Annotated in this window: 18 protein-coding genes; 4 read left to right on the forward strand and 14 right to left on the reverse strand. The window is 61.9% G+C overall.

Features of this window, described 5'->3' with window-relative positions; translation table 11 throughout:
• The first annotated feature begins 36 nt into the window (after positions 1 to 36).
• Positions 37 to 1968, forward strand: a complete 1932-nt coding sequence (locus ACYQML_RS19460) for a glycosyltransferase family 4 protein (RefSeq protein WP_461233757.1) — start codon at positions 37 to 39, stop codon at positions 1966 to 1968.
• A 39-nt stretch (positions 1969 to 2007) separates the two neighbouring features.
• On the opposite strand, the gene ACYQML_RS19465 is transcribed toward ACYQML_RS19460, so the two are convergent.
• The 7 genes from ACYQML_RS19465 to ACYQML_RS19495 all read right to left on the reverse strand — a co-directional run bounded on the left by ACYQML_RS19465 (position 2008) and on the right by ACYQML_RS19495 (position 11114).
• Positions 2008 to 2940: a GDP-mannose 4,6-dehydratase gene (locus tag ACYQML_RS19465; protein ID WP_461233758.1), complete on the reverse strand. Its 933-nt coding sequence runs from the start codon at positions 2938 to 2940 to the stop codon at positions 2008 to 2010.
• An 84-nt stretch (positions 2941 to 3024) separates the two neighbouring features.
• Positions 3025 to 3999, reverse strand: coding sequence for a GDP-mannose 4,6-dehydratase (locus ACYQML_RS19470; protein WP_461233759.1), 975 nt, complete (start codon positions 3997 to 3999; stop codon positions 3025 to 3027).
• Between the two features lie 431 nt (positions 4000 to 4430).
• Positions 4431 to 5363 (reverse strand): GDP-L-fucose synthase family protein, encoded by a 933-nt coding sequence (locus tag ACYQML_RS19475; protein WP_461233760.1) that lies wholly within the window; start codon positions 5361 to 5363, stop codon positions 4431 to 4433.
• A 30-nt stretch (positions 5364 to 5393) separates the two neighbouring features.
• On the reverse strand, positions 5394 to 7514 hold the full coding sequence (locus tag ACYQML_RS19480) for a glycosyltransferase (protein WP_461233761.1): 2121 nt from the start codon (positions 7512 to 7514) through the stop codon (positions 5394 to 5396).
• 75 nt (positions 7515 to 7589) lie between these two features.
• A complete protein-coding gene (locus tag ACYQML_RS19485) occupies positions 7590 to 8774 on the reverse strand; it encodes an FkbM family methyltransferase (protein WP_461233762.1) in 1185 nt (394 codons plus the stop codon).
• Between the two features lie 208 nt (positions 8775 to 8982).
• Positions 8983 to 9957 carry a GDP-mannose 4,6-dehydratase gene (locus tag ACYQML_RS19490; RefSeq protein ID WP_461233759.1) on the reverse strand — a complete coding sequence of 325 codons (975 nt, stop codon included), beginning with the start codon at positions 9955 to 9957 and terminating at the stop codon, positions 8983 to 8985.
• Between the two features lie 245 nt (positions 9958 to 10202).
• Entirely contained in the window at positions 10203 to 11114 is a 912-nt protein-coding gene (locus ACYQML_RS19495; protein WP_461233763.1) for a glycosyltransferase, read from the reverse strand.
• Positions 11115 to 11387: 273 nt separating this feature from the next.
• Between ACYQML_RS19495 and ACYQML_RS19500 the strand changes: the two genes are divergently transcribed.
• Both ACYQML_RS19500 and ACYQML_RS19505 read left to right on the forward strand, forming a co-directional pair.
• Positions 11388 to 11585 (forward strand): hypothetical protein, encoded by a 198-nt coding sequence (locus ACYQML_RS19500; RefSeq protein WP_056427242.1) that lies wholly within the window; start codon positions 11388 to 11390, stop codon positions 11583 to 11585.
• A gap of 117 nt (positions 11586 to 11702) precedes the next feature.
• Positions 11703 to 12035 (forward strand): hypothetical protein, encoded by a 333-nt coding sequence (locus ACYQML_RS19505; protein ID WP_461233764.1) that lies wholly within the window; start codon positions 11703 to 11705, stop codon positions 12033 to 12035.
• Between the two features lie 138 nt (positions 12036 to 12173).
• Here ACYQML_RS19505 and ACYQML_RS19510 read toward each other — a convergent pair whose 3' ends face one another.
• The 6 genes from ACYQML_RS19510 to ACYQML_RS19535 form a co-directional block, all read right to left on the reverse strand.
• Positions 12174 to 15152 (reverse strand): response regulator, encoded by a 2979-nt coding sequence (locus tag ACYQML_RS19510; RefSeq protein ID WP_461233766.1) that lies wholly within the window; start codon positions 15150 to 15152, stop codon positions 12174 to 12176.
• 68 nt (positions 15153 to 15220) lie between these two features.
• A complete protein-coding gene (locus tag ACYQML_RS19515) occupies positions 15221 to 16609 on the reverse strand; it encodes a pentapeptide repeat-containing protein (RefSeq protein WP_246747904.1) in 1389 nt (462 codons plus the stop codon).
• 4 nt (positions 16610 to 16613) lie between these two features.
• Positions 16614 to 18524 (reverse strand): AI-2E family transporter, encoded by a 1911-nt coding sequence (locus tag ACYQML_RS19520; RefSeq protein WP_056427234.1) that lies wholly within the window; start codon positions 18522 to 18524, stop codon positions 16614 to 16616.
• An 84-nt stretch (positions 18525 to 18608) separates the two neighbouring features.
• Positions 18609 to 18989, reverse strand: a complete 381-nt coding sequence (locus ACYQML_RS19525; protein ID WP_018043373.1) for a response regulator — start codon at positions 18987 to 18989, stop codon at positions 18609 to 18611.
• A gap of 419 nt (positions 18990 to 19408) precedes the next feature.
• Positions 19409 to 19870: a DUF4126 family protein gene (locus tag ACYQML_RS19530; protein ID WP_207411948.1), complete on the reverse strand. Its 462-nt coding sequence runs from the start codon at positions 19868 to 19870 to the stop codon at positions 19409 to 19411.
• A 154-nt stretch (positions 19871 to 20024) separates the two neighbouring features.
• Positions 20025 to 20822 (reverse strand): lytic murein transglycosylase, encoded by a 798-nt coding sequence (locus ACYQML_RS19535; protein ID WP_461233767.1) that lies wholly within the window; start codon positions 20820 to 20822, stop codon positions 20025 to 20027.
• Positions 20823 to 21297: 475 nt separating this feature from the next.
• Here ACYQML_RS19535 and ACYQML_RS19540 point away from each other — a divergent pair, with 475 nt between their 5' ends.
• Positions 21298 to 23514: a TonB-dependent siderophore receptor gene (locus ACYQML_RS19540; RefSeq protein ID WP_461233768.1), complete on the forward strand. Its 2217-nt coding sequence runs from the start codon at positions 21298 to 21300 to the stop codon at positions 23512 to 23514.
• A gap of 79 nt (positions 23515 to 23593) precedes the next feature.
• Here the strand turns inward: ACYQML_RS19540 and ACYQML_RS19545 are convergent, their stop codons facing one another.
• Positions 23594 to 25915, reverse strand: a complete 2322-nt coding sequence (locus ACYQML_RS19545; protein ID WP_461233769.1) for a TonB-dependent receptor family protein — start codon at positions 25913 to 25915, stop codon at positions 23594 to 23596.
• Positions 25916 to 25963: the final 48 nt, after the last annotated feature.

The raw sequence follows: 25963 nt of genomic DNA on the forward strand, positions 1-25963 counted from the left end.
CTTGGTGTTTGCGCCTTAGGGAAGAAATGTTCGCTCATGCCAGCCATCTTTAACGGCCTGTTGGTGGCTGTCATTGCGCCTCAGAGCAGCGCGTATCTATCCAGCCTTATCGCGACGATCGATGCGCCTAGCGGGCAGATTCTGGTTTTTGGTGGCTCGGCCGGTGACGACATGACCCGGCTTTGCCGCACCCTCAACATCGAATTCTTTCCCGTTGATGAAGACCTTTCCTTCAATCAGTTGTGGACGCAAACGCATCGGGTTGCACGATCCAGATCCGCGGCCTTCCTTCTCCTCATCGATGGCAGCGCGGAGAGTGTGCCCCCCCTGGTGAGCGTACTACTCTCAGAAATGCAGGCGGATCCGGGCTTGGCGATCGTGTCGCCCGCCCTTACTCTAACCGACCAAAACGGTAGCAGGATCGAGGCGCAACGCTCGGGTTGGGATCTCCGCCACAACCGGTTGGGTCCCGACCCGAAGGTGCTCGATCCCACCCCGAATCGTCTGGAGGCAGATTACTGTCTCCTTTCCTGCGCTCTCCTGCGCATGTCCGCCATTGATGACCTCGACGCCAGCGCTCTGCAGCAGGATCTGGTCGGATTCAGTGCTGGGCTGGGCCTTCGATTACGGGATGCGGGGTATGCCTGCGCTTCCCTACCAAAGGTCAGCATCACCCTGACGAAGCCTGTAGTAACTTCAAGCCTTACCACCGGGCTCGACGGTATACGATCTTTATCGACGCATGGCGTGCGTCTAAACAGTCCTCATCTAAACGACACCAGTTCCTGGGGGCGCGTGAAGCGCAACCTTCGCGAGGAACTCGATCGTTGCGGTATCCTCGACATGCGTGCGCCGCGTTTGTCCTTTGCCCACCCTGGCTTGCGTCCCTTCGACTATTTGTATTCTGTGTGGGAGACGGACAGGTTGCCGTCCAACTGGGTTGGATTCGAAGGGCGCTACAGAGCGGTTTTCGTCGCCTCCGCTTGGAATGCCGAGGTTTTCCGCTCCGGCGGCTTCAGTAACGTCCGGCACGTTCCTCTGGGTGTTGACACGGATCTGTTCCATCCGTGGGGCACCCCGCATCGCGCCTACGACGAGACGACCTTCCTCTGGTTTGCTCACAATCAGCACCGCAAGGGCCTTGATGTATGTCTTGAAGCTTGGCGGCTGTTTCGGCTAGAGCGGCCATTGACCCGTTTGATCGTAATGGGAACGGCGCTCAAAGGGGCCTTCTGCGGGAGTGCCGCGGCCCCGATTCGTCGTGGTCCTTTTGCCATCGAGGAGCGGTCGCAAGACGGAATCAGTGTATGGGAGATCGTCGGCTCGCTGAGCGATGGTGACATCGCGGCGATCTACCGTGGTGTCGACGTAGTGCTATCGACCGCTCGGAGCGAGGGATTCGGATTTGTAACGGCCGAGTCCCTGGCATGCGGCACAACTTCGATTTTTGCCAATTATGGCGCTTCGAGAGAGTTCGTCTATCCGAGTGCACTTTTCTTTGAAGGACGGAAGGCGCCAGCCGATTACTCCGATATGGGGTTCGCCGATGTCGGGCATTGGTGGGAGCCGAATGTTGGAGATCTCGTCGCGCGCATGCGCGAGGCCTACGACCTCGGCGATCAGGGCCGGAAAGAAGTCGGATTAGCTGGAATGCGCCTGATTCGTCGCAGTTTTACATGGCGCAATACGGCATTGGCACTGCGCAAAGGTCTTACGGACGTCGAGACGAACGAGGGCGTCTGGAGATTCCATCGGGCCAAGCCCGATGGAGGTAGGCATCGCCCGCAAACGCGAGTGACATTGCTCGAAGATGCAGGGCGCGAGGCATGGTTCGGTGCCGCCAATAGGGTTACCATAGCAACCCGATCGTTCCGGACGACATGGTCTGCTAACGGTTTCGCGGCGGCGGCGCGAGTCCTTGCCAGACAACTGGCCACATTTCTCAAGAAACGCTATCGAAAGCTATGACAGATTACCAAAACGACCTGTCATGATCGTTTTCCACCCTTAGGGCCGGCGCGCAGTCTCGTCCCGCCAGTAGGACAGGACGTCTGATAGCGTTTTCCGAAGCGGAATCGTCGGTGACCATCCTAATAAATGAAGTGCCGCTGAGGGGTCGCCTACTGACCGACTGATCTCTAAGGGCCGCATCCGTGCCGGATCCTGCTCAACCACAATTTCCGCAGAGCTCATAGATACGAGAATTTTTAGAATTTCCGAGATCTTGATTCCAACTCCGCTCGCAAGGTTGATGGCCCGGCCCTTAAGCGTAGAATCCTCAACCTTTGCCACCATAACGTAGGCCCTTACCACGTCTCTTACGTCTAGGAAGTCCCGTTCCGCGAGGAGGTTACCAACCTTCATGACCGGTTGTTGTAGGCCCTGTTCTATACGGGCGATCTGTCGCGCGAACGACGAAACTACATAAGCATCGGTCTGACCCGGGCCTGTATGGTTAAAGGGTCGCATGCGGACGACATCGAGCCCCTCGCCACTGAGTTGCGCTAGCAGGATGTCGGCGGATGCCTTTGTGACACCGTAGGCGGAAGTCGGTTCCAATGGCACGTCCTCGCAGACAGCCGTGACCGAGCGGTTGAAGCTGCGTCCATAGACTTCCGAGCTTCCAGCAAAAACGAGACGGGTCTGCGGAGAGTGCGCGAGAATGGCTTGGGCGAGATTCAAGGTTCCAAGAAGGTTGACGTCAAACGCCGTCCGGATGTCGTCCTTCGCTCTCGCCGGGGCGGCGATTGCCGCCAGATGTACGACTGCGTGCGGTTTGAGTCGTGCAACCGCATCATTGACCTGAGCTACATCTCGCATGTCGCCATGGCCGCCCTCAAAGAAGGTGACCCCACAAGTGGCATCAGCTTCATCGAGATGGCGCAACATCCACTGTCCGACGAAGCCGGATGAACCTGTTACGGCAATGATCCGCGTCATTGGGCCGAGCGCTCCGGACAGCAGATGGTCCGGAGACCGGGATTCATGTCCGGCGTGAACGAAACGTGAGAGCGCATTATGATTTCAGCGCCGGATGCGTGCCATGTCTGCATCGACCATCTCCACGATCATCTCTTCCAACGTCGTCTTCGCCTTCCAGCCGAGCTTGGCCTGAGCTTTTGCGGGCTGGCCGAGGAGGATGTCGACTTCGGCTGGCCGATAGAGCGCCGGGTCGATCACGAGATAATCGTTCATGGAGAGACCGGCATGCTCGAAGGCGATCCGACACATGTCACGGACCGTCACCGTCCGGCCTGTGGCGACGACGTAGTCGTCGGCGACGTCCTGTTGCAGCATCAGCCACATGGCTTCGACATAGTCGCGCGAATGCCCCCAATCGCGCTGGGCATCGATGTTTCCGAGCCGGAGTTCGTTCTGGAGGCCGAGTTTGATCCGCGCGACGCCGTCGGTGACCTTGCGGGTGACGAACTCGATGCCCCGCAGGGGGGATTCGTGGTTGAACAGGATGCCGCTCGACGCATGCAGACCGAAGCTCTCGCGATAGTTCACCGTGATCCAATGACCGTAGAGCTTGGCCACCGCATAGGGCGAGCGGGGGTAGAATGGCGTCGTCTCCGACTGCATCTCCTGCTGGACCAGGCCATACATCTCAGAGGACGAGGCTTGGTAGAAACGGGCGTCCGGGCATTGCAGGCGGCAGGCTTCCAGTACGTTTCCGACACCCAGGCCCGTGACGGCCCCCGTCAGGAGGGGCTGCTGCCACGACGACTTCACGAACGACTGCGCGGCCAGATTATAGATCTCGTCTGGACGAACCTCCTGCACCGTCCGCAGGATCGCCGAGAGATCGAGCAGGTCGCCGTCGATGAGGCGAATGTCCTTCTCGATGCCGAGCCATTTCAGGCGTACATCGTTCACCTCCGCCGTGCTGGAGCGGCGGACGAGCCCCGAGACCTCGTATCCTTTGTCCAGAAGGAGTTTGGACAGGTACGCACCGTCCTGGCCGGTGATGCCGGTGATGAGGGCCTTCTTCGCCATAATCGTGCAGATCCCAGAACGGCGCGGTCACAAACCGCAACGGGTGAATGAGGTTTTCAATGACGCGGCGTTGTACGGATCGCCGTTACGCAAGGCAAATTCTCCGCACCCTCAACGTCCAGCATTTGGTTCTCAACTTGGCCGGCATTTGCTGTCGCATGAACCGAATCTAATTCTAAACATACCCCTGTTTCTAAGCAATCGCCATTGCTGCGCGACAAGTTCTAGCACAGACAAAAGCATATTTTGCAGCATGTGGTTAGATGCGAAGATAAGGAGTAGGTGTAAATAAGTGCATCAGTGATTTTCTATGCCATGATTATGTTTAGCTGAATTTTCAGATATTAGATTGACGGCACTTCTAAGCAACCAACGCCTATCGCAAGGTGGTTCTCATTTATTCAGAACTTTATCGTCTAAACGCATACGGTTTAGCGGCGGGCGCGATCTACATTCTCGCTATACCAATTGTAGGTCTCTGTTAAACCGCTTTCCAAGTCATACTTGGGAGAAAATCCAAGCGACTGAAGTTTTGAGGTATCATAGCTCCTCAATTTTTGGCCGTCCGGCTTTGAGCGATCCCAATCCAAAGCCTCCTCAAGTCCGGAAATACGTTTTAGCAAATTAGCTGTTTCTAAAATTGATATCGCGTTCCCCGAGGCCATATTAATAGCACCGCTAAAGTTTTCGCCTATGAGACGCATGGCTCGCGCTGCATCTTTTGTATATAAAAAATCGCGCTCGGGTGTGCCTGTTCCCCAAATAGTAATATTCTTCTGCTCTTTTACCGCACGATGGAACTTCGAGATCAAAGACGGTAGAACATGACCATTTTTCTCATCAAATTTATCATTTGGTCCGAACAAGTTGGTTGAAATGCAGAAGGCAAAATCCATTCCGTACTGGTCGCGATAAGCTTCCATTTGTGCGAGCATAGCCCGCTTAGCATGAGCATAGCCTGCTTCCGAGCTATGCGGCGCGCCAAACCAAACGCTTTCCTCCCTCATCGGCAGCGGGACTACGTCAGAATATACTGCAGTTGAGCCCATGCCGACCACTTTTGCTACGCCCGCTAAGCGTGATGCTTCTATGACGTTTGTGTTGATTCTAATATTATCGAAATAAGCTTGCCCTTGAGCTTTCATGTTTCCCATGATTCCCGCGACTCGGGCCGCAAGATGATAGACAATATCAGGAGATGTTTTCTTCAATAAACGACACGTGGCTTCAAAATCAGTCAGGTCCGCGTCATCGCTGTTGACGCCAATCACAGTCTTACCAGAATTCTGCGATAGCTCATCAATCAATGCCGTTCCCATAAGGCCGCCGGCGCCAGTTACGAGGATACGGTTTGTGTTCGCCATTTGAGCCATCCTTCTCCTTGGAAAATCTATTTACAGCGTATCATGAGTGGTTGAGCAGAACACCATTTCTGTATCAGGGTTCATGTAGGAGACCGCAGTAGATACATTGCTTACGACATGTAGAAGAACATTACAGCGAGCCATGCAATAGGCATCACGGATAACTTCCCATGCCATATCCGTTGTCCACTGGTCTCTCGATGCTGCTACCAGATGTTGCAGTTGATAGCCCTCTTGGTTCCTCTCCGCGTCAGAAAGCTTTTCAAAAGCTGCATCCTCGCTGGCTCTAGTTCGCCGGACATCTTCGAAATAGGCGACACGGTCGCCAAATTCTTCTTGAAACGATCTCACCACTTTTTCCTGATCAGTGGCTAGGAATACACCCCAATCAGGATCGGCCACTTGAATGCCTCGTTGCGCCAATAGCTCGTAAATCTGCCGGATATACTTCTCTGTGCCGGCAATAACATGGTCGGGTTGTTCGACTGTATGGCTCGGATGTCTGACGTGGGCAGCGATCATGAACGTCGAACTCATCCTATCCCTAGCGAAGCAATCGATCTCAGCCTGTAAATGAGGAAGCAGATGGATATAACGGTTGAAAACCGTATGGTATTGTTTGCGCCAAGCCAAAAAGTCGCGACTACGATACAGTTTATGGGCGTGAACATAAGTCATAAATGGCTCTTTGGAATAGTCGCCTCCAAAAAGGGGGTCGCCGCTACCCTGATAAAGAATTGCCCGGTCGTTCATCTGCTCAGCCGTTAGACCATGTAAAGGCTCAAAAAGTCGGGTCCATATGTTGCCGTCTCCTGGCCTGCCATAGCAAAAGCTCATGATGCGAGTGCCCTGCAATCGCTCTATCAGACGATCTACGTCCCAATCGGGCAAAGTACAATGGCAACGATCCTCGTGAATATCCCAGGTTAAATGATTCATGAAGGCATTAAAAATTGAGAACAGACCGCCATCGTGCGCGGCTATAACCTTTCGCCGTTTGTGGCTCAGGGAATTTGCCCTTGGTCCAAGACGCTCAAGGACAACAGATTTAACATCGTCTGGGATATCAATTAGACGCGAATGAGATTTGTAATGTCTAAAATGTCCAATGGTTGGATCGACAAGCATAGCAAATGGTGTAGTAAGAGCAGTGAACGTAAATATATGGGCGCGACGGCGACGCTCTATAATTGTTTTCTTGTAATTGTCTGATCGCACAAAATCGAAAGCATGTTTCAGTGCGGTTTTTGTACTAGAAACACGTATAGCTTTTTGCCGGCCAAACACACCGTTGTCGATCTCCGGATAACGCGCCGGGAAACTTACGTCCCCATCAATTGTAAATACGCCAGGCAAATCGATGAGATCTTTATGTGCGCCGACATCAGAGAGGATAAGACTTTTGCCGTAAGCGAGTGCTTCACGTGCTCCGATTGAGTATCCCTCTCCTCGTGAGCAATTCACGAATACATCAAACGTCGAGATCAGGTTGTTCTTATCTTGATGACTGAGCGATCCATGAGTGATTATGATGTTGTTAATGCCGCTTTGTGCTACCATGCGGCGGATATCTTGAAGTCCTTCTCCAAAACTAAGGTTGGAATGAAGGATAAGCTCTGCTTCGTCCTGTCTGTTGCTGTAATTTTCGATAAAAGCTCTGACAAGCGTTTGTACCCCCTTGCGGGGATGGAATGCAACTATAGAGCCAAATCTGATCTTGTCGTTTTCTACTCCGTCTAATCCCTTCGCTAGAAGGGATTCTATGTCCAAGGGAATCGGCAGGGTCGCAATTGGTGTCTCGACCTGCGAGTCAATCGCTACATTTATCATTTCGGGACTTGAGGCAATAATCAAATCAAAATGCTGGTTTAATAGTTGGGTCCAGCGCGGAGGAAGCTGGTCTGAGTCGTAGCAAAGATAGGCATATTTTAAGCTACCAGCGGGCATAAGTGTATAGTTATAATCATGCACGCCGTTCCATAGGACATCGCAGAAGAAAGAAACTTTTATGCCGTCCGTGGCTTTGCAAACAGGTATTCTCCTGCCGTTCGGCAAGACAATAAACGGTTGCGCTCGTAGTTCTGGTTCGGTAGGCAGGATGCAGGTTGCAAAGCTTCGAGACAACACCTCTGCCACGCCGTAAGTGATCATTCCAATTCCGGTCGAGAAATTGCATCGACCGACTACGCAAACTTGTGCGTCCGTATTTGTAAGGTGTACCATGGCTTAACGCGCTCTTCCTAATAGACGCATCAACCGTCTCATGGGGCCAGTTATCTTCCAAGATGTGCTAGACCATATTGCTTGTACTTGCTGGCTTAATGCTATTGTTTGCTGTTCTGTCTCTTGAACTTTGCGATCAAGCTGTTCTAGTAGGATTTGCCTTTCTTGGGCTAAATATGCAAGATGCCGGTTAGTTTCGTACATTTCTTGCATCCAGCCATCACGTTCGGCCGTTAGGCATTCATTCTGGTCAGTCAAAATCGATATGCGCTTGCGCAGATCTGAAGTCTCGTTCTCTTGATCTGAAGAATTCATATTTGCTTTCTCGTAGTCAGCCAGCGCCCTATTGAGGACAAATCTGTTTTGGTCTCGTTCTGCAAGACAGGCATCTCTTTCCTTTTGCAGCGCATAATTATCGTGCTGTAGGTTCACGACGACTTCTGTGTGAGTTCGCTCAATCTCTTTAAGCTGCATCTTCGTCGCTTCTTCGCTGCGGACATACCCATCGCGAACATTCGGGGGGGCTTCGAAGGCTTTGTCGAGGCGTGAGCCTTGTTCGTTCGCAACGTAAAAGCGATTCAGACCATCAAAATATACAAAATGGTAGCCTGATTCTATTAAGATACTTTCCCAAGTCGAGTGGCTTGGGAGTAAATTTGTTGGGTTTAAAGCTTCAACTACAACGATCCAAGGGCGCCATTTTGTGAAATCAGTATGTTTTAGTACGAGATACTCAGCACCCTCGACGTCTATCTTTAAAAAATGGATTTCTAATTCTGCGTGTTTAGTGAGAATGCTACTCAACGGTTCACTGCGGACAGACACCGCACTTAATGCTCTGCCTGAATCTGTCAGTTCGGCTATGATTGTACCGACTGTGCTTGAAATTCTGTCATCTTCTTCGGCAATGTATAGAGTGCCTGTTCCAGTATTTTCGCCGACTATAAGGTTTAGATTTATGTCCCTGGGGCGGCTCGTTTGCAAGCATGCGTGCAAACGTGGATTGGCTTCGACATTTATCCCCCGCCAACCACGGTCGTAAAAAGCCAAGGTGACCGAGTCTCGCGTTGGATCGCCCGCACCTAAGTCAACGTAGAAGCCAGCCTCTCCTTCGGGAATTGCCGAGCCAAGCGCGCGCCATAACATGACGTCTTCGCAGTTCTGTGCATATGATATGAAGTAGGCCACAGGCACCGTTCCCTAAAGGTCGACCGGATCCATTCAGTACAATTATTATGTTTGATAAATCATTGAGTGAACTTATCTGATATTTTAAGCATTCCGCTAATCCTCGATTGTATGGGGTTGTTCTCTTAGATTGTACTAACGATGGATGGCGATCAGGTATTCCGCATGCTTAAAAAATTCGGAATACATTGTAATTGGCATTATGATTTCAGCGCCGGATGCGTGCCATGTCTGCATCGACCATCTCCACGATCATCTCTTCCAACGTCGTCTTCGCCTTCCAGCCGAGCTTGGCCTGAGCTTTTGCGGGCTGGCCGAGGAGGATGTCGACTTCGGCTGGCCGATAGAGCGCCGGGTCGATCACGAGATAATCGTTCATGGAGAGACCGGCATGCTCGAAGGCGATCCGACACATGTCACGGACCGTCACCGTCCGGCCTGTGGCGACGACGTAGTCGTCGGCGACGTCCTGTTGCAGCATCAGCCACATGGCTTCGACATAGTCGCGCGAATGCCCCCAATCGCGCTGGGCATCGATGTTTCCGAGCCGGAGTTCGTTCTGGAGGCCGAGTTTGATCCGCGCGACGCCGTCGGTGACCTTGCGGGTGACGAACTCGATGCCCCGCAGGGGGGATTCGTGGTTGAACAGGATGCCGCTCGACGCATGCAGACCGAAGCTCTCGCGATAGTTCACCGTGATCCAATGACCGTAGAGCTTGGCCACCGCATAGGGCGAGCGGGGGTAGAATGGCGTCGTCTCCGACTGCATCTCCTGCTGGACCAGGCCATACATCTCAGAGGACGAGGCTTGGTAGAAACGGGCGTCCGGGCATTGCAGGCGGCAGGCTTCCAGTACGTTTCCGACACCCAGGCCCGTGACGGCCCCCGTCAGGAGGGGCTGCTGCCACGACGACTTCACGAACGACTGCGCGGCCAGATTATAGATCTCGTCTGGACGAACCTCCTGCACCGTCCGCAGGATCGCCGAGAGATCGAGCAGGTCGCCGTCGATGAGGCGAATGTCCTTCTCGATGCCGAGCCATTTCAGGCGTACATCGTTCACCTCCGCCGTGCTGGAGCGGCGGACGAGCCCCGAGACCTCGTATCCTTTGTCCAGAAGGAGTTTGGACAGGTACGCACCGTCCTGGCCGGTGATGCCGGTGATGAGGGCCTTCTTCGCCATAATCGTGCAGATCCCAGAACGGCGCGGTCACAAACCGCAACGGGTGAATGAGGTTTTCAATGTCAGATGGATTTACGAGGTTGGTGCGTGCAACGCAATTGCATGTTACGGAGCATCGTTTCCAGAGTTCGCTGCGATTTCGACTTGATGGACCAGTGTTGGCGTATGATGAGGTATAGAGAATATCTTAAATTATCAATATATAGGGAGTTTTTGTCACAAAGCGCCGATGTTCTAGATTTTTATCAAGGTTTCCCGAGCACATTTTCTCTCAGTTCCAGCTTGCCGCGGGCCCCGTCGATAATACCATGCCAGAGAGCATTCCGTGTTTCCCTCGAGAAGCGGTTATGGACGAGATATGCGGCGATGCGCAGGGGAAGGGCGAGCAGGGTCTTGGCTTTGTGGGCGAGCGGCACGTGCGCCATGCGGAGCATCACCAGTTGATTGCGCAGGAAGGTATAGAGTCGCCGCGGCGGCTGGTCGGTGAGTAGCAGGCCGAAAGGGAGCCGGATCAGGCCTCGCCCGAGTTCATGTGCCATCAGGACATCGTCCGCCATCCAGATCGAGTAGCCGAGGTGATTCGCGCGCATGCACCACTCGATGTCGATGGCGTCGATGAAGAAGTCCGCGCGGAAGGGGCCGATCGGCAGCGCCGCCCGGCAATCCAAGAGGGAGCCTGAAGAGATGACGAACTGCACACGCGTGACATGCGCCTCGTCCTTATCGCTCGTCTCAACGGGGGGCGCCCTCAGAGGCTTGCCTGACCAATCCGTCGGTCGCGGGCCAACGATGGCGGGACGTTCGCCCGATGCGTACAGGCGTCCATGGAGTGCTGCGAGCCGTGGGATCGTGCCGTCTTCTGGCAGGCTATCCTGATCGAGAAGGAACAGGAAAGTGGCGCCCCGCTGGCGGGCATGATCCAGGAGCGCGTTATAGGCGATACCGAGACCGAGATTGACGCCGGGCCGCATGACGGACAGATCCGTGCCCTGCGCCGCCGCGCGGAGGGTTTCCTCGTCCTGCGGGGACAGAGCGGAATTCGCATAGATTACGATTTCTCGCACGTCGGGCGCGAGCACGCCGACGAGACGGAGAAGGTTCGCCTGGTCGGGGTGATAAATGACGATCCCGGCTATCGTCTGCGTTTGCGCGGACAAGGTGGCTTCCCGTTGCGGCACGTTAAGGCGGGACTGCCATTCCGGTGAGCGCCGCGCAAGCTGCGGACGTCGCGTTTCGGGAAACGGTTCGTCCGGGCGAATGAGGGAACCTGCCGCGAGCGAGCCCGTTATGGTTCAGCTAAGAGACTCTCCCTTCACCCGCCCGGCTCACGCCGCGGCGGGTTTTTCGTCGCAGGGTGACGGCGCAATCGATCCTCACCGCCGCTGCCGCGTTTCCCAGGTTCCAGCAACATCCGGGATGGGACACGAACCATGAGCGACGGCGCCACCGCAAGCGACAGCCCTTTCATCAAGGGGCGGAACGCCCGCCTCTATGGCAGGACACGCGAAAGCTGCCCCTATTCTGAGGGAAGCGACGATCACGCAGCCTGGATGCAGGCCTTCGACGAAGCTCCCGGTGGAGAAACCGAGACCGAAGCGGGTACCATTGATCCGCAGAACCCGACCTGACCGCCCGCGGTCCGGCAGGAAATGTCCGGCCGGTCTTCCCGTTTCGCTCGCCTCTTGCCTTGGTCCGGGCGGGACGGCGATCGGTCCGGCCTCGACCTTCCAAGCGCCGGAGCTCCCATGAACGGACGAGGCCCGAAAGGCAGTCACGGCGCCCGTGCCCTGTCTCAGCACATCCTGCCCGCTGCGGGAACGATGATCGGTGTCTGCACGACGCTGGTGGGATTGGTGAAGATCGCCGAGGCCCGGATCGGCCCGAGCCACGTGGACGAGGCCGTTTCGCTGACGGCGATCCTGTTCCTCGCCAGTGCGGCGGCTTCGTATCTCTCGATGCGCCTCGACGATGGCCGTCCCTTCGCTCTCCGATTGGAGCGGATTGCAGATATCTGCTTCGTCATCGGCCTCATCGGCCTGTCCACGATCACGCTCCTCTTTGCCTACGAGTCGATCTGAACCGATGCGAACCGTCTGCCCGCCTGAGGATGACCGCCGATGTTCGACGGGGACCTCTGGCCGCGGATCGAGGCGTGGCCCGCTCCTTCAGAGCCGACGCCGCGGCCGGCCGCGGCGTCGGAGTTGGGCCCCACCCTTTTATGAGGCCACGAGGGATCTGAGGGCGTCAGAGAGGTCGGACAGGCTGAGCTGGCCCTTTTGCAGCACTCGGTCGGCCTGGCCGGCGAGACGCCGGCGGTCGTCGGCGGTGACGTCCTTGGCGGTCAGAACGACGACGGGGATGTCGCGCCATTCCGGTTTCGCCCGGAGCGCGCGCAGGAAGCCGAACCCGTCCATCTCCGGCATCATCAGGTCGAGAAGGATCAGGCAGGGTTTCTTCACGGCCACCGCTTCCAGCCCGGCCCGGCCATGCTCGGCCGAGGTCACGCGCCAGCCCTCGCGGGTGAGCATCGCGGTCATCCGCTCGCGCACGTCGGCATCGTCATCGACGACGAGCACCGGCCCATCGGACGCCCCTGCCTTGAATCGCTCCATCGCCTCCTTCAGGTGCCCCCATTCGATGGGCTTGTGCAAGTAGTCGGTGGCGCCGAGGGAAAAGGCGAGGCTCTGTTCGTCGAGAACCGTCACCATGATCACCGGCGTCGCCCCGAGATCGGGGTCGGCGCGCAGGGCCCGCAGCACCGACCAGCCGTCCATGCGCGGCATGGTCACGTCGAGGAGGATCACGCGGGGCCGCAGGCTGCGCGCCAGCTCCAGCCCCTCGCGGCCGTCGGCCGCGCTCGCGACCCGGAAGCCCTCCTTCTCGAGGAAGCGGGTGAGCAGGTCCCGCGTGGCGGGGTCGTCGTCGATGATCAGAACCCGGTCGCCGGTCTTCGGCGTGGCTGCCGGCTGCGCCGGGGAACCGTCGGGGGCCTCTTCCCGAGCCTCGGTGGCGGTCTCCCGGTATTGCGCGGGGATCCGGATGGTGAAGGTGGTTCCCTCCCCTTCCCGGCTCGCCACGTCGATCTGTCCGCCGAGCATGGTGGCGAAGGCCCGCGTGATGGCGAGGCCGAGGCCGGTCCCGCCGAAGCGGCGCGTCGTCGAGGCATCCGCCTGGGTGAAGCGCTCGAAAAGCTTGGCTTGCTGCTCCGGGCTCATGCCGATGCCGGTATCCGTCACGCGGAAGACAAGCGAGGTGGACCCGGCGATGCCTTCCTGCACGGCCGAGAGGGTGATCTGCCCGTTCTCGGTGAATTTCGCCGCGTTGCTGAGGAGGTTGATCAAGCACTGGCGCAGCTTGGTCTGGTCGGTATGGGCGATGCCGAGATCGTCCGCGAGATCGAGGACGAGGGTATTGCCCTTCTTGGCCACGAGGGCGTCCACGGTGGAGGCCACCTCCCGCACCATCTCGCCCACGGGAAAGGCCTCGGCATAGATCTCCATCCGCTCGGCTTCGATCTTCGAGAGGTCGAGGACGTCGTTGATCAGGCCGAGGAGATGACGGGCATTCGACTCGATCTTGCGCATGTCGGCGAGCAGACTCTCCTGGCCGAGATCCTCCATCTCCTCCTGCAGCATCTCGGAATAGCCGATCACCGCCGAGAGCGGCGTGCGCAGCTCGTGGCTCATATTGGCCAGGAACTGGCTTTTCGCGCGGTTGGCTTCTTCCGCCGCTTCCTTGGCGGCTTCCAGCGCCTGCTCGGCCTCCTTGCGCGCGGTGATGTCGGTATGGGCGCCGACCCATTCGCGGACCGTCCCCGCCTCGTCGAGGATGGGGACGCCGCGCACGGCCATGTAGCGCCACACGCCGTCATGGCGGCGCAGGCGGTGCTCGATCTCGTAGAGGGTGACGTGGGTGACCGCATGATCCCAGGCGAGCTGCGTCTTCTCGCGATCGTCGGGGTGGATCGCCGCGAGGAAGCCGTGGCCGGCGGCCTCCTTCGGAGTCTGGCCGGTGAAGCGGGTCCATTCGGACGGCGCGACCGTGAAGCCGCCATCCGGCGGAGTCGCCCAGACGATGGAGGAGGTAGCCTCGGTGAGAGAGCGGAAGCGCTGCTCGCTCTGGCGCGTGCGCTCCTCGGTGAGCTTGCGCAGGGTCTCGTCGGTGACGACGAAACCGACGCCGTCCACCGTCCCGTCGGAGAGGCCCGCCGCGCCCGGCAGCGGATAGACGCTGATCTGGAGATGGCGGACGCCGCCCGGCGCACTCGGGGTCGGCACCGCGACGTCGATATCGGGCGTGATCAGGCCGTTGTCGCGCGCCGCCTCGAATTTCGGACGGAGCAGGTCTTCGAGTTCCGGGAGGGCGGCCCAGATCGGGCCGCCGAGGGACGCCTGGAATCCGCGCGCGTTCATCGTTTCCAGGGCGCGGTTCATATGGCGGATCGACAGGGTGTGGTCGAGGAAGCCGAGGCCCACGGGGGCGTTGGCCAGAACTCCGTCGAGCAAAGCCGTCATGCGCTGGCTGTCACGGCGGCGCAGCAGGGCGATGCGGCCGAGGAGCGCCATCGCAGCCAGGGCCGAGGCCGCGCAGACGAGGGACAGGATCAGCCCGCGCCAGAATTCCGTCGTCTCGGAGCGGGCGAGGCTGTCGCGGGCATGGTCCTGGCCGACCCGGGTGGCTTCGCGGATGCTGTCCATCATGCGCTTGCCCTCCCCGGTCCGGACGAGGGTCACGGCCGCTTCGAAGCCGCTGGCATCCCGCGCTTCCACCACCCGGCGGGCGAAATCCCGTTCACCCGTGATGAGGGTCCGCAATTCCTGGCGCCGGGCGGTTCCGGGATCGGCGGATTCCGATTCCAGCCGGTCGAGCTCGCCGATCTGTCCGTCGAGGGTGTCGAGCGCCCGTTTGTAGGGCGTGAGGTAGTTCGGCAGCCCCGTCAGGGTGTAGCCGCGCATGCCCGTCTCGAGGTCCTTCATGGTCGAGAGCAGGCGCTCGTTCAGCGTGATGATGTCGTGCTGGCGGGTGGCTTCCGTTCGGCTGCGCTCGGCGAACACGTAGTTGGCGAGGCCCGCGATGAGGGCGACCGCGAACAGGGCGAAGGCGACGGGTGATCCGGGGATCCCCTTCAGGGCGGTGGGAACCGTCTTGGGGCTGCGCCAGCGCCAGAGGCGACGGGAGGAGGTCGGGGTGCTCATCGGGGCGGCTCGCGGTGATGTCGATGACGGATCGGTGGTGTGCGGGGGACGGCGCGTCCGGCGAATGCCTATCGTCGCAGCCGGTTGCCCAGCACGAAGCCGAACAGGCCCATCAGGATGATCCCGGCGGCGCCTTCGATCCCGACGAGGAGGTTGGTGAACCTCCCGACCGGCTTGACGCCGATCTCGGGAGGGTTCGCCGTCATCATGTTGAGGGCGCTATAACTGAGGAGGTCGAGGGGATTGTACGTCGCGCTCCCGCTGCCGCCCTCGGGGATCAGCCCTCCGGCAATGCCGAACAGGGCGCCGAAGACGAAGATCAGGATTACGAAGGCACGGGCGATGCGCGACAGGCTCTCCCCATAATCGCACAGCCATTCCACGAACCGGTCGGCGACCCAGCGATATCCCGATTGCAGGACGGGCTTCCAGGTTTGGGGCGCCCGGGTCCGTCGGGCCCAGGCCGCCCGCGCCTCGGCACCGGCATGGAGCCGGCCCATGCGCCGGCCGCGCTTGTAGGCCCAGCTCGCCTCGTCATGGCTGCCGATGCTCTTCATGTTGTGCTCGATGGCGAGATAGCTCGCTTGCGCGGCCTCGTATTCGCCCGCGATCTCCTCACCGACCGCGCCGCCGAGTTGGTCCACCCGGAAGCGGACACCGGTAAGGAGCGCACCCGAGAACCGTGCATGATTCAGGCGGCACGACATCAGGTTGAGGCGCACGAGGTTGGTGTCGGACAGATCGGCCCCCGACAGGTCGGCCCCGTCGAGGGCGACGCCGGCGAGGCTGGCGCCGCGCAGGCGCGAGCCGGTGAGACGCGCCTTCTTGAGGCTCGCCCCGTCGAAATTGGCGAAGGTCAGGTTCATGTCGGAGAGGTTCGCCTCATCGAGGCGGCCGCCATCGAACCGGCTGTAATCGGCATCCGCCCCGGTGAAGTCGGCTCCCCAGAGGTCGGCACGGGCGAAGGTCGCGCCGTCCAGAAGAGCGCGCTGCATCCGGGCGAAGCGCATCGTCGCGCCCGTGAAGTTGGCGTCCTCCAGCATGGCGTCGGAGAAATGCGCTTCGCCGCCGACGATGCCGGTGAAATCCGCGCCGCTGCAATCGGCCTCGCTGAAATTCGCTTCCTCCAAGATGGCGCCCTCGAACCGGGCCGAGCGCGCCAGTGCCCCGACGAGGGAGGCGCCGGACAGGTTGGCGCCGGACAGGTCGGCCTCGACGAGATCGGCTCCGTCGAGATGCGCGCGGGACAGGCCGAGGCCGCGATGCCTGCCGTCCCACCATGGGGGAGCCGCCTCGCCGGGAGGGATGCGCGCCAGCAGCTCCTCGCGCCCGGCCCGGAGGCCGGACAAGGCGAGCCGGTCCTCATCCGCGCGGAAAGGACGCCCATCCGCCTCCGTGATACCGGCCAGAAGCCCATCGGTGGCGGCATGAGATTGGGCGGGGTCGCGAGCGGTCATGGCCTCAGCCGCGTCCCGCCCGCTCCGGCGCGGCATAGCGCAGGGCCGCGTCGAGGGCATCGTTGAGGGAGGTCACCAGCACGTCGGCGGAAGTGGTCCGGCGAAGGCGGTCGAGGGTCGAAGGGTCGCGCTCGCGCCAGAACCCGACGAGCACCTTCACACCGGGAAGCTCCTTGCGGGCCTGGCGGACGGTGAGGCGGATCTGCGAGAGGCTGACCGGTTCGAGATAGGAGAAGCAGATCATCGCAATCTCGTCGGTGCGCTCCGGCCGCTTGTCGGCGCGCAGGTCGGCCAGCGAGGTCATCTGGGCGGCCAGACCATGGCGGCCGAGGATCTGGCTCAGCATCAGGGTCGCCGCCTCGTCGAAGGGACCGCGGCTCGAGACGCAGAGGATCGGGGTGGTGCCGCGCCAGTTCGCAGCGAGATCGTCCCGCGCCAGGACGATGCCGGCGCTGCTGCGATCCGGTCCGGCGGCGGCGATGGCCGCCGCCGCTTCGGCATTCGCGGCGGAGCCCGACCGCTTGATCGGCGCGAGCTTGAGCCTGTCGACCACGGTGCGGATCGCCGCGCCGACTTCGCTCTGGCGCGACCGGTCGAGGGCCCCGCGGGCGAGGTCGTCCTGCGCGAGGCGAAGGCCCGCCAGCACGACCTCGTCGTAATAGGTCACCAGCGCCCGCGCCTTCAGCACCTGCCGGCCCTGCTCGATCGCCTCGGCCGGGTCTCCGGCGAGCATGCGCTGGTAGAAGATTTCGGGCGGCGCCAAAGCGGGCTGGTCGCCGAGGATGACGTCGAGGAACCAGAGCCGGTCCACGTGGCGGCCGAGGACGACGAGGCAGACCGTGATCGGCGTCGCGAGGACGAGGCCGATCGGTCCCCAGAGGAAGGTCCAGACGGTGGCCGCCAGGATGACCGCCAGCGGAGAGAGGCCGGTGGAATGGCCGTAGAGCAGCGGTTCGACCACATGGCCGGCGATGGGCTCGACGATGAGGAACAGGAGCGCGGTGGCGATGACCATCGACCAGCCGGGATCCACCGCAGCGGCCAGGATCAGGGGCAGCAAGGCGCTGATCGCGCCGCCGATATAGGGCACGAAGCGCAGGATCGCCGCCAGCACGCCGAAGAGGATCGGGCTCGGCACCCCGATGAACCAGAGGCCGGTGCCGATGACCGCGCCGAAGGCGATGTTGAGGGCGAGCTGCGCCAGGAAGAACCGGCTGAGCCGGCTCGTGGCGTCGTCGATGGCCGCCGTGGTGCGGCGCAGGTCGCCCGAGCCGGCGAGCCGGATGGCGCGGTTCCGCAGGTCTTCCCGCTGCAGCAGGATGAAGATCGTGAAGAGGAGGATCAGGCCGGCGGTGGCGAGCGGGTGCAGGATCGGTCCGACGAAGGCGCCGAGCGTCGTGGCGAGGGCGGCCTGCGGGGTCGCGACCACCACGTGGAGCGGGTTGGCGCGGCTGCCCGAACGGCCCGGAAGATCTTCGTCCTTCGGGGCCGCGGGCTGCAGTTCCTCGCCGAGGTCCTGCACCATGTCGACGATGCGAGACAGGGTTCCGCTGCCCGAGGTCGCCTCCTTCACCGAGGCGATCTTCTCGCGGATGGTGATCTGGTAGCGCGGCAGGTCGGAGGCGAGCTGGCCCGCCTCGGTGGTGATGAGCAGCCCGACCCCGATGATTGCCGCGAAAGCCGCCACCACCACGAGGGGCGCCGCCGCGGCGCGCGGCACCATCGCCCGCCTCAGCACGCGCACGGCGGGCACCAGGACGAAGCTGAGGAGGATCGCCAGGACTACGGGTACGATGATGTCGCGGCCGAAATATAGCATCGACGCGATGGTGACGACCAGCAGGCACGAGGCCAGGATCGTGAACACCGGCATCGCCTGCCGCATCAGGCGCGCGGTGATGGGATCGTCACTCATGGAGGATGGGTCTTCTCGTCTCGACGCGTGTCAGTGGAAGCCCCGTCCCGACGGGACGCGCGAAGTCCTGGATCGGACCGTCGGTCAGGCCGGCGTTTCCGCGCCGCCCAAAGCCGCGCCGATCTGGGTGAGGAGCTTGGAGAAGTCGATGGGCTTGGGATGGTAATCGTCGCAGCCGGCCTGGATCGCCTTGTCGCGGTCGCCCAGCATGGCGTGGGCGGTGAGTGCGATGATCGGGATGTCCCGGGTATCGCCGCTGGATTTCAGGGCGCGGGCCGCCGACCAGCCGTCGAGGATGGGCAGGTTCATATCGAGGAGGATCACGTCCGGCCGTCCGGCGCGGGCCTGCTGCACGCCGGCCTCGCCGTCATGGGCCAGGATGACGTCGTAGCCACGTCGCTTGAGACGGCGGGACAGGAAGTCCCAGATCTCTTCATGATCTTCCACCAGCAGGATCTTGGCCATCAACGGAACTCCGGCATCATCTCGACCCGACTCTTCGGGCCTGCGCTTGCGTGATCGTTCGTTCGGGAGGCCTGGATCCCTCTCGCACGACCACTCGTGTTGAAGACATCGGTCTCCGTGCCTGCCGGCCCGGCCACGACGTCCCTGCCCCCTCCGCCGCCGGCTGGAGCCGGATATGTCCGGCCGTGCGGCGGAGTGGTGCAAAGGCCATCGCCCTCTCCTCGCCCGGCCCCGGATGGTCGCTCCCCACGGCGGAGCGTCCTGGTGTCAGGCGTGACGATGAACTGCAACGCACCAATCGCGCTTCCGGTCCTCGATGCCGACAATTCTATCGTCCGTCACGGACGAGATACGAAGCGGCAAGGCGGGAAGAGATCGAATCCGTCGGCGGGGCCGGGAGGCGAAGCCCGGACGCGGTGCTAAATTGCGCTCGTGACGAGGATCGCAGCGATGACGGCGACGGCATCCTCGATGAAGGCGGCCGGCCGGTCAGACCCGAAGGAGGCGGCCATCCACGCCCTCGCCCGGGAGCCGACCAGCGTTCCGATGACGGCGCCCGCCGCGCCCGCCAGGGCTCCGGCGACGGGCTGTCCGAGGCCCGTCCCGATCGCACCGCCGCAAAGGGCGCCGCTCGCGATCCGCGCGGCGAACTGCACGGGCACGGTGCGGCTCGGCGTGGCGGGAAGCGTGTCCGTGACGAACTCGGCGAGCGCGAGAAGGGTGAGGATGACGGCCGTCGAGCGGTAGCCGAGAAAGGCGAGCCAGCTCCCGTCGAGGGAGATCCAACCGAGATGCGCCGCCCAGGCGACGGCCGCCGGCGCGGTCAAGGTCCGCAGTCCCGCCACCATCCCGATCAATCCCGCGAGAACGATCCCGGCCATGGAGTTTTCCTGCTGCGACGCCATCGTCGAAGCCGGAAGATCGACCGGGCACGGGCCAAGTCAAGGTGGGCTTAGGGAAGCGGCGCCGCGCGTGTCCCCGATACGATCGGCTCGACCGAACGAAAACGGGGCCCCGCAGGGCCCCGAAAATCCGTCACTCGCCGTCGATCTGGCGTCCGAGCTGGGCAATCGCCTTCTGGTAGACGGTGGCGGCGTTCCATCCCTGGATGGCCGCGAAGTTCGGCTCGCCCGGCTGGTAACCGGCTCCGGCCCTCCAGCCGTGGCCCTTGAGGAAGTTCGCGGTGGCGTTGAGCGCGTTGGGGGCGCTGTCGAGGCTTCCGCCGGTGCTGTAGGTCAGCACGTTCTTGGGCAGGAACTGGGTGTGACCGACCTCGCCATGGGCGGCGCCGCGGGTCGAGGCGTTGAGGATGCCACGATCGACGAGGGTGAGGGCCGCGTAGAGCTGGTCGGTGAAGAAGTCCGAGCGGCGGCAATCGTAGGCGAGGGTCGCCACGGCGGAGAGCGTGTTGATGTTGCCGCGAACGGCGCCGAAGCCCGTCTCCATGCCCCAGATCGCCAGGAGCGGGCCGGCCGGCACGCCGTAGCGCTGCTCGATCGACTCGAACAGGGCGGCGTTGGTCTGTTTCAGCTTGCGGCCGCGGGCGACGATGGTGGGGCCGCCGCGCTTGGCCAGGAACTGGTCGAGGGTCAAACGGAAGCTCTTCTGGCCCCGGTCGGCCGAGATGGTGGCGCCGGAATAGGAGGTCTCCATAAGGGCGGCGAGGCTCGCGGCGCTGGCGCGTCCCTTCGCTTCCTGCGCGAACTGGGTCTTCCACGCCTCGAAACCGCTGGCCGTGTTGCCGCATTGGGCCGCCTGCGCCGTGCCGGCCATGCAGGCCAGGGCACCGAGGCCGGCGGCGATGATGGCTCCCTTGTAGCCGCGTCTGGTCATCCGAAACTCCTTCGTCGCGGCAGCTCTCAGGAGACCGCCAGCTTTGCCGATCGCCCTAAGCCGTTCCGCATGGGAAGGCTACAACCTTGCTGAGGTGTCGGGGCGCCCGGTCCCAGTTCCCGACAAGATGTGATCTTACGGTTACCACCCTGACCGTCCGCGAGTGCCCTGCCTGAGCTCGATCCGGCAGCGTTGCACAATCCGCCGACTCCGCGATGCGCTCGATTCCGCTCGCCTCCGAGGGGGATGCGATCGGACGCATATCGCCTTGCGCCGTCGATAAGCAGGCTATTATGCATGCAAGACAAAGCAGTAGAAATTTACTGACGCATGAAATATCGGTTATTATGAAAAATATCACCTATTGATTCGTCACTAAATTGCATATTTATAAGAATTAAAATGTTTCCACTAGATATTGTCAGAATATATCATTGGTAATACTTGTGATCCCGGAGTGTTCCCGGAGCCGACAATGCAAGACCAAACAGGATGCCTGACAAACGCGGTGGGGCTCGACCGCCGAGCCGCCAACCGCTTGCCGTGGTTGCTGGCGGGCGGAGCCGCCCTCGTCCTCGCGGACACGGCCTGGGCCCAGGACGGCCCCGTGGTGCAGGCCGCGTCCCCGATGGCCGTGTCCCTCGATCAGATCACCGTCGACGGCGATGGCCGGAGGACCATCGGGTATCAGCCCCGGCGCACCAGTTTCGGGGCCGGGTCGGACACCTCGCTCCTCGACACGCCCGCCAACATCGCCGTGGTGCCCGCCACGGTCCTGCGCGACCAGGCCGTCCTCTCCCTCGACGAGGCCCTGCGGAACGTCAGCGGCACCGCCCAGGCCAACAGCCTCGGAGGCACGCAGGAAGGCGTGATCCGGCGCGGATTCGGGACCACGCGGGACAGCTCGATCCTGCGGGACGGCCGCCGTACGGTCCTGCAGCAGAACTTCAATTACGCCATTGAGCAGGTGGAGGTGCTGAAAGGGCCCGCCTCCCTGCTTTACGGCATCTCGGAGCCCGGAGGTCTCATCAACCTCGTCTCCAAGCGTCCCGAATTCACGTCACACGGCGCCCTCGGCATCACCGGGACGAGCTTCGGCGGCGGTCTCGTCCAGGCCGACGTGACCGGGCCGATCGAAGGCACCAACCTCGCCTATCGGGTGGTCGGCGATTTCCAGGATTATCAATACTGGCGCAATTTCGGAGCGATCGAACGACAGGTCGTGGCACCATCACTCACCTGGAAGGGCGACGACACCAAGGTGACGGTGGCCTACGAGTTCTCGCATTATAATATTCCATTCGACCGCGGCACCATCTTCGATCCGCGCACCGGCCGTCCCCTGAAGGTCCCGCGCGACCGCCGCTTCGACGAACGCTTCAGCAGCGTCGACGCCACGAGCCATCTCGCCAGCCTCGACATCGAGCATCGCTTCAACGACGATTGGCGGCTGCATTTCGGCTACAGCTTCAGCCATCTCGGCTACGACGACAATCAGGTCCGCGCGGTCTCGTACAATGCCGAGAGGGGCATGCTGACCCGAAGGGCCGACTCGACCCAGGGCGGCGACTTCAACGCGCATGTGGCACGCCTCGACCTGACCGGACGCGTCGACACGTTCGGCCTGCGGCACGACATCCTGGCCGGCGCGATGTACGAGCGGGTGGATTACTTCCGCAAGACCACCATTCGCGGAGCGAACCAGGGCGGCTTCAACGTCTTCGACCCGATCTATGATCGCCTCGGCCCGTCGAGCCAGGTTTCGCTCACGGGGAGCGACGTCCGCGACCGGCTCAACAACACCAGCCTCTATCTCCAGGACTCGTTCCACCTCACCGACCAGCTCATCCTGGTGGCCGGAATCAGCGCGCAGATCTACGATCAGCTCGCCTATGCCGGACGACCGTCCGTGGTCACCACCGACATCAACGGCGTGCAGCCGGTCCCGCGTGCCGGGATCGTCTACAAGCTGACGCCCGACCTCTCGCTCTATGGCAGCTTCAGCCGCTCGTTCCGGCCCAACGTCACCGATCTGGAGACCAACGGCTCCCTCGCCCCCGAGGAAGGCGAGGCCTACGAGGTCGGTGTGAAGGCGGATCTCGGCCCCGGCCTCACCGTGACGGGAGCCATGTTCGACGTCGAGAAGGCCAATGTGCTGGTCACCCAGGTGGTGGACGGGGCACGGCTCGCCACCACCGCCGGCAAGGCCCGTTCGCGCGGGTTCGAACTCGACTTCGCAGGTCAGATCCTGCCCGATTGGGCGGTGATCGGCAGCTACGGCTTCACCCAGGCCCTCGTGACCGAGGATCCCATCCTCGCGGGCAAGGAGCTTCAGAACACGCCGCGCGTGACGGCCTCCGCCTTCCTCACCCACCAGTTCGGCGCGGTGACGCGGGAGGGCGAGCTCGGCTCCATGCGCCTCGGCCCCGGTTTCCTCGAGGCCGGCTTCGGTACCCGCTATATCGGCGAGCGGCCGGGCGATGCCGCCAACACCTTCACCATGCCCCACTACCTCGTCTGCGATGCCTTCCTGGCCTATCGCACGGCGGTGAACGGTCGGGCGACGACGATCCAGCTCAACCTCAAGAACCTGTTCGACGAGACCTATTATACGTCATCGGCGGCCAGCAACCTGCTGGTGGCCGTGGGCGAGCCGTTCCAGGCCCTGGTGACGGCGCGCGTGACGTGGTGACAAGGGTCCGCTGAGGCGCTGACCCCGCGATCGTCCTGACAATGACGGGCCGGATGCCCTATCTGGCCCGTCGGCGTTTTCAGAAGGACAGCCTCATCCCGGCGACCACGTTGCGCGGCGCCCCGGCGAAGACCGAGCCCGTGGTGGCGGCGAGCACGCCCGCACCGTTCTGCAGGCCGCTCGTGGCGCTGAGGGAGTTCGCGAGGTTCTGGGCCGAGGAGACGTAGGTCTCGTCGAAGACGTTGCGGACTTCCGCGTAGAGGCTGATGCGTTTGGCGTATCCGCCGGGGAGGTCGGCCGCGTAATGCACGTTGGCATTGACGACGGTGTAGCCCGGCGCCTTCAACTGGTTGGCGTTGTCGAGGAAGAAGCCGTCCTGGACCACCGCTTCCACATAGGCGCCGAGGCCGGCGAGCGGACCCGTCGGCTGGTCGTAGCCGATGCGGGCGAGGAGCTGGTGGGCGGGCACGCCCGGGATGGCGTTGCCGGCGCGGTCGAACCTTTCGGTGAAGGCTCCGGCGCTGAGTTGCTCGGTGTATGTCGTATAGATCTGGTCGTCGAACGTGTAGGCGGCCACCGCGCGCCATCCGGGTGAGAAGGCCCAGTCGGCCGCGAACTCGATGCCGCGATGCTCCGAGGCCGGGGCGTTGAACGTGTAGCTCAGGAGCCCGGCGCCGGGGGATTGTGACACGAGCTCGTTGCGGAAGAACTCGTAGAAACCGGTCAGGCTGAGGCGCAGATTCTCCGTCGGAGTCCAGTCGGCGCCGAGATCGAAGCCGAGATTCTCCTGGGTCTGGAGCTGGGTGTTGCTGCCCGGAAGGCCGGCGGGGGTGATGAACAGGTTGCTCGCCGCTGGCGTGGTGTATCCCGTGGCGGCCCGCCCCCGGAACGCCCAGGCGGCGTTCGGCCGGTAGACCAGGGCGAGTTCGGGCGCGACGTTGAGGAAGCTGCGGTCGGTCGTCGCCACCGTCGTCGTCCGTCCCGCCGCCGAATAGCCGTAGGCGACGTTGCGCCCGGTGATGGTGGTGTTCTCCGCCGCGATGCCGAGGACGCCCGTCCACTGGTCCGAGAGCGCGACCTCCGTCCGGGCGCGGCCGCCGAGATTCGATTGCACGGCCTCCTGGTCGCCGATCAGCGCGCCGAGCGTCGGTCCGCCATAGGGCGCGCGGTTAAAGGTCGTGATGTGGTTGTCGATGGTGTTGTAGGCGAGCGCCACGTAGCCCACCGCCGGCAGGCCGAAGAGGTCGCCGCGCCGGGTCAGGTCGGTGAGGAAGTTCCAGGACGGATACGAGCCGCGCGACGAGGACGTATAGAAGGGCTGGTTGAAGTTGCGCTCGTCGAAGCCGAGCTGTGTGCGCCACGTGGTCTGCGCGTCGATATCGTGCTCCCAGCGAGCCGCCACGATGGTGCGGCGGTCCTTACGCCCGAAGGCGCCCTCGTCCGCCGTGACGGGCACGGTGGCGCCGAAGGCCCCGTTGATGCGCAGGTTCGTGAGCGTGCAGCCCGGGGCGGCGGTGGCCGCAGCCGCGCAGCCGCGTTGGTAGGGATTGATGCCGAACTGGTCGAGGGAGGAGCGGGCGGGAAGGTCCGCGTTCACCTGGTTGTTGATCACCTTCAGGGTGAAGCGGTTGTCAGGGGTGGGCGTGTAGCTCGCCAGCAGGTTGATGGTCTGGGTGTCGTAGGAGGAATGGCCCTGGTAGCCATTGCCGCGCGCGTCGCTGGCGAACAGGCTGATCTCCACCGGACCACTGGCGCCGCCAACGGTGAAGTAATTGCTGAGATAGCCGAAGCTGCCCGCCTCGGTGCCGATCTCGTAGCCGTCGATCTCGCGGCCGGTCCGCGTCCGGAAGGCCAGCGCGCCGCCGGTGGCGTAGTTGCCGAACAGGGCCGATTGCGGACCGCGAAACACGTCGATGCGGGAATAGGCGCGCGGATCGACGAGATCGAAGCGGGAGGCCCCGTCCGGCTGCGTCAGGATGAACCCGTCCTCCAGGACCACCATGTTCTTGGTGACGCCGGTGGAGCGGGCGTTGTTGCCCCGGATCGAGATGACGACGTCGCGCGCGCCGTTGCCCTGGCGCACGGTGACGCCCGGGCTGTTGACGAGGACCGAGCCGACATCCGTGGCGGGGCGATTGTCGATCGTGCCGCTGCGCCCGACCTGCGTCACCACCTGCCCCACGGGCTGTTCGATGACGCTGGGCGCCGAGCCCTGGGGCGAGGCGACGCCGAACCCGCTCCGGCCGGCCTCCCCGACGACGGAGAGTTCCGGCAGGGTGACGCCGTCCTCGGCGGCCTGCGCCAGGGCGTCGGCGCACGAAAGCGGTAGGGCGGCGAGGGCGAGGAGGGCGCGCCGGGCGCCTGTGCGGCGTGGGGCGTGAGGGGGACGGGTGCTGGGCATCGAGGGGGTTCGTTCCGGATCGCGGCAGAGGGGATGCGCCGTGGGGAG

This window comes from Methylobacterium sp. CM6244 (assembly GCF_054817885.1).

Excerpts from the sequence above, each read along its gene's own strand:
- ACYQML_RS19460 (WP_461233757.1), top strand. The coding sequence starts at position 37 with ATGCCAGCCATCTTTAACGGCCTGTTGGTGGCTGTCATTGCGCCTCAG.
- ACYQML_RS19465 (WP_461233758.1), bottom strand. The coding sequence starts at position 2,940 with ATGACGCGGATCATTGCCGTAACAGGTTCATCCGGCTTCGTCGGACAG.
- ACYQML_RS19470 (WP_461233759.1), bottom strand. The coding sequence starts at position 3,999 with ATGGCGAAGAAGGCCCTCATCACCGGCATCACCGGCCAGGACGGTGCG.
- ACYQML_RS19475 (WP_461233760.1), bottom strand. The coding sequence starts at position 5,363 with ATGGCGAACACAAACCGTATCCTCGTAACTGGCGCCGGCGGCCTTATG.
- ACYQML_RS19480 (WP_461233761.1), bottom strand. The coding sequence starts at position 7,514 with ATGATCACTTACGGCGTGGCAGAGGTGTTGTCTCGAAGCTTTGCAACC.
- ACYQML_RS19490 (WP_461233759.1), bottom strand. The coding sequence starts at position 9,957 with ATGGCGAAGAAGGCCCTCATCACCGGCATCACCGGCCAGGACGGTGCG.
- ACYQML_RS19500 (WP_056427242.1), top strand. The coding sequence starts at position 11,388 with ATGAGCGACGGCGCCACCGCAAGCGACAGCCCTTTCATCAAGGGGCGG.
- ACYQML_RS19505 (WP_461233764.1), top strand. The coding sequence starts at position 11,703 with ATGAACGGACGAGGCCCGAAAGGCAGTCACGGCGCCCGTGCCCTGTCT.
- ACYQML_RS19510 (WP_461233766.1), bottom strand. The coding sequence starts at position 15,152 with ATGAGCACCCCGACCTCCTCCCGTCGCCTCTGGCGCTGGCGCAGCCCC.
- ACYQML_RS19515 (WP_246747904.1), bottom strand. The coding sequence starts at position 16,609 with ATGACCGCTCGCGACCCCGCCCAATCTCATGCCGCCACCGATGGGCTT.
- ACYQML_RS19520 (WP_056427234.1), bottom strand. The coding sequence starts at position 18,524 with ATGAGTGACGATCCCATCACCGCGCGCCTGATGCGGCAGGCGATGCCG.
- ACYQML_RS19525 (WP_018043373.1), bottom strand. The coding sequence starts at position 18,989 with ATGGCCAAGATCCTGCTGGTGGAAGATCATGAAGAGATCTGGGACTTC.
- ACYQML_RS19530 (WP_207411948.1), bottom strand. The coding sequence starts at position 19,870 with ATGGCCGGGATCGTTCTCGCGGGATTGATCGGGATGGTGGCGGGACTG.
- ACYQML_RS19535 (WP_461233767.1), bottom strand. The coding sequence starts at position 20,822 with ATGACCAGACGCGGCTACAAGGGAGCCATCATCGCCGCCGGCCTCGGT.
- ACYQML_RS19540 (WP_461233768.1), top strand. The coding sequence starts at position 21,298 with ATGCAAGACCAAACAGGATGCCTGACAAACGCGGTGGGGCTCGACCGC.
- ACYQML_RS19545 (WP_461233769.1), bottom strand. The coding sequence starts at position 25,915 with ATGCCCAGCACCCGTCCCCCTCACGCCCCACGCCGCACAGGCGCCCGG.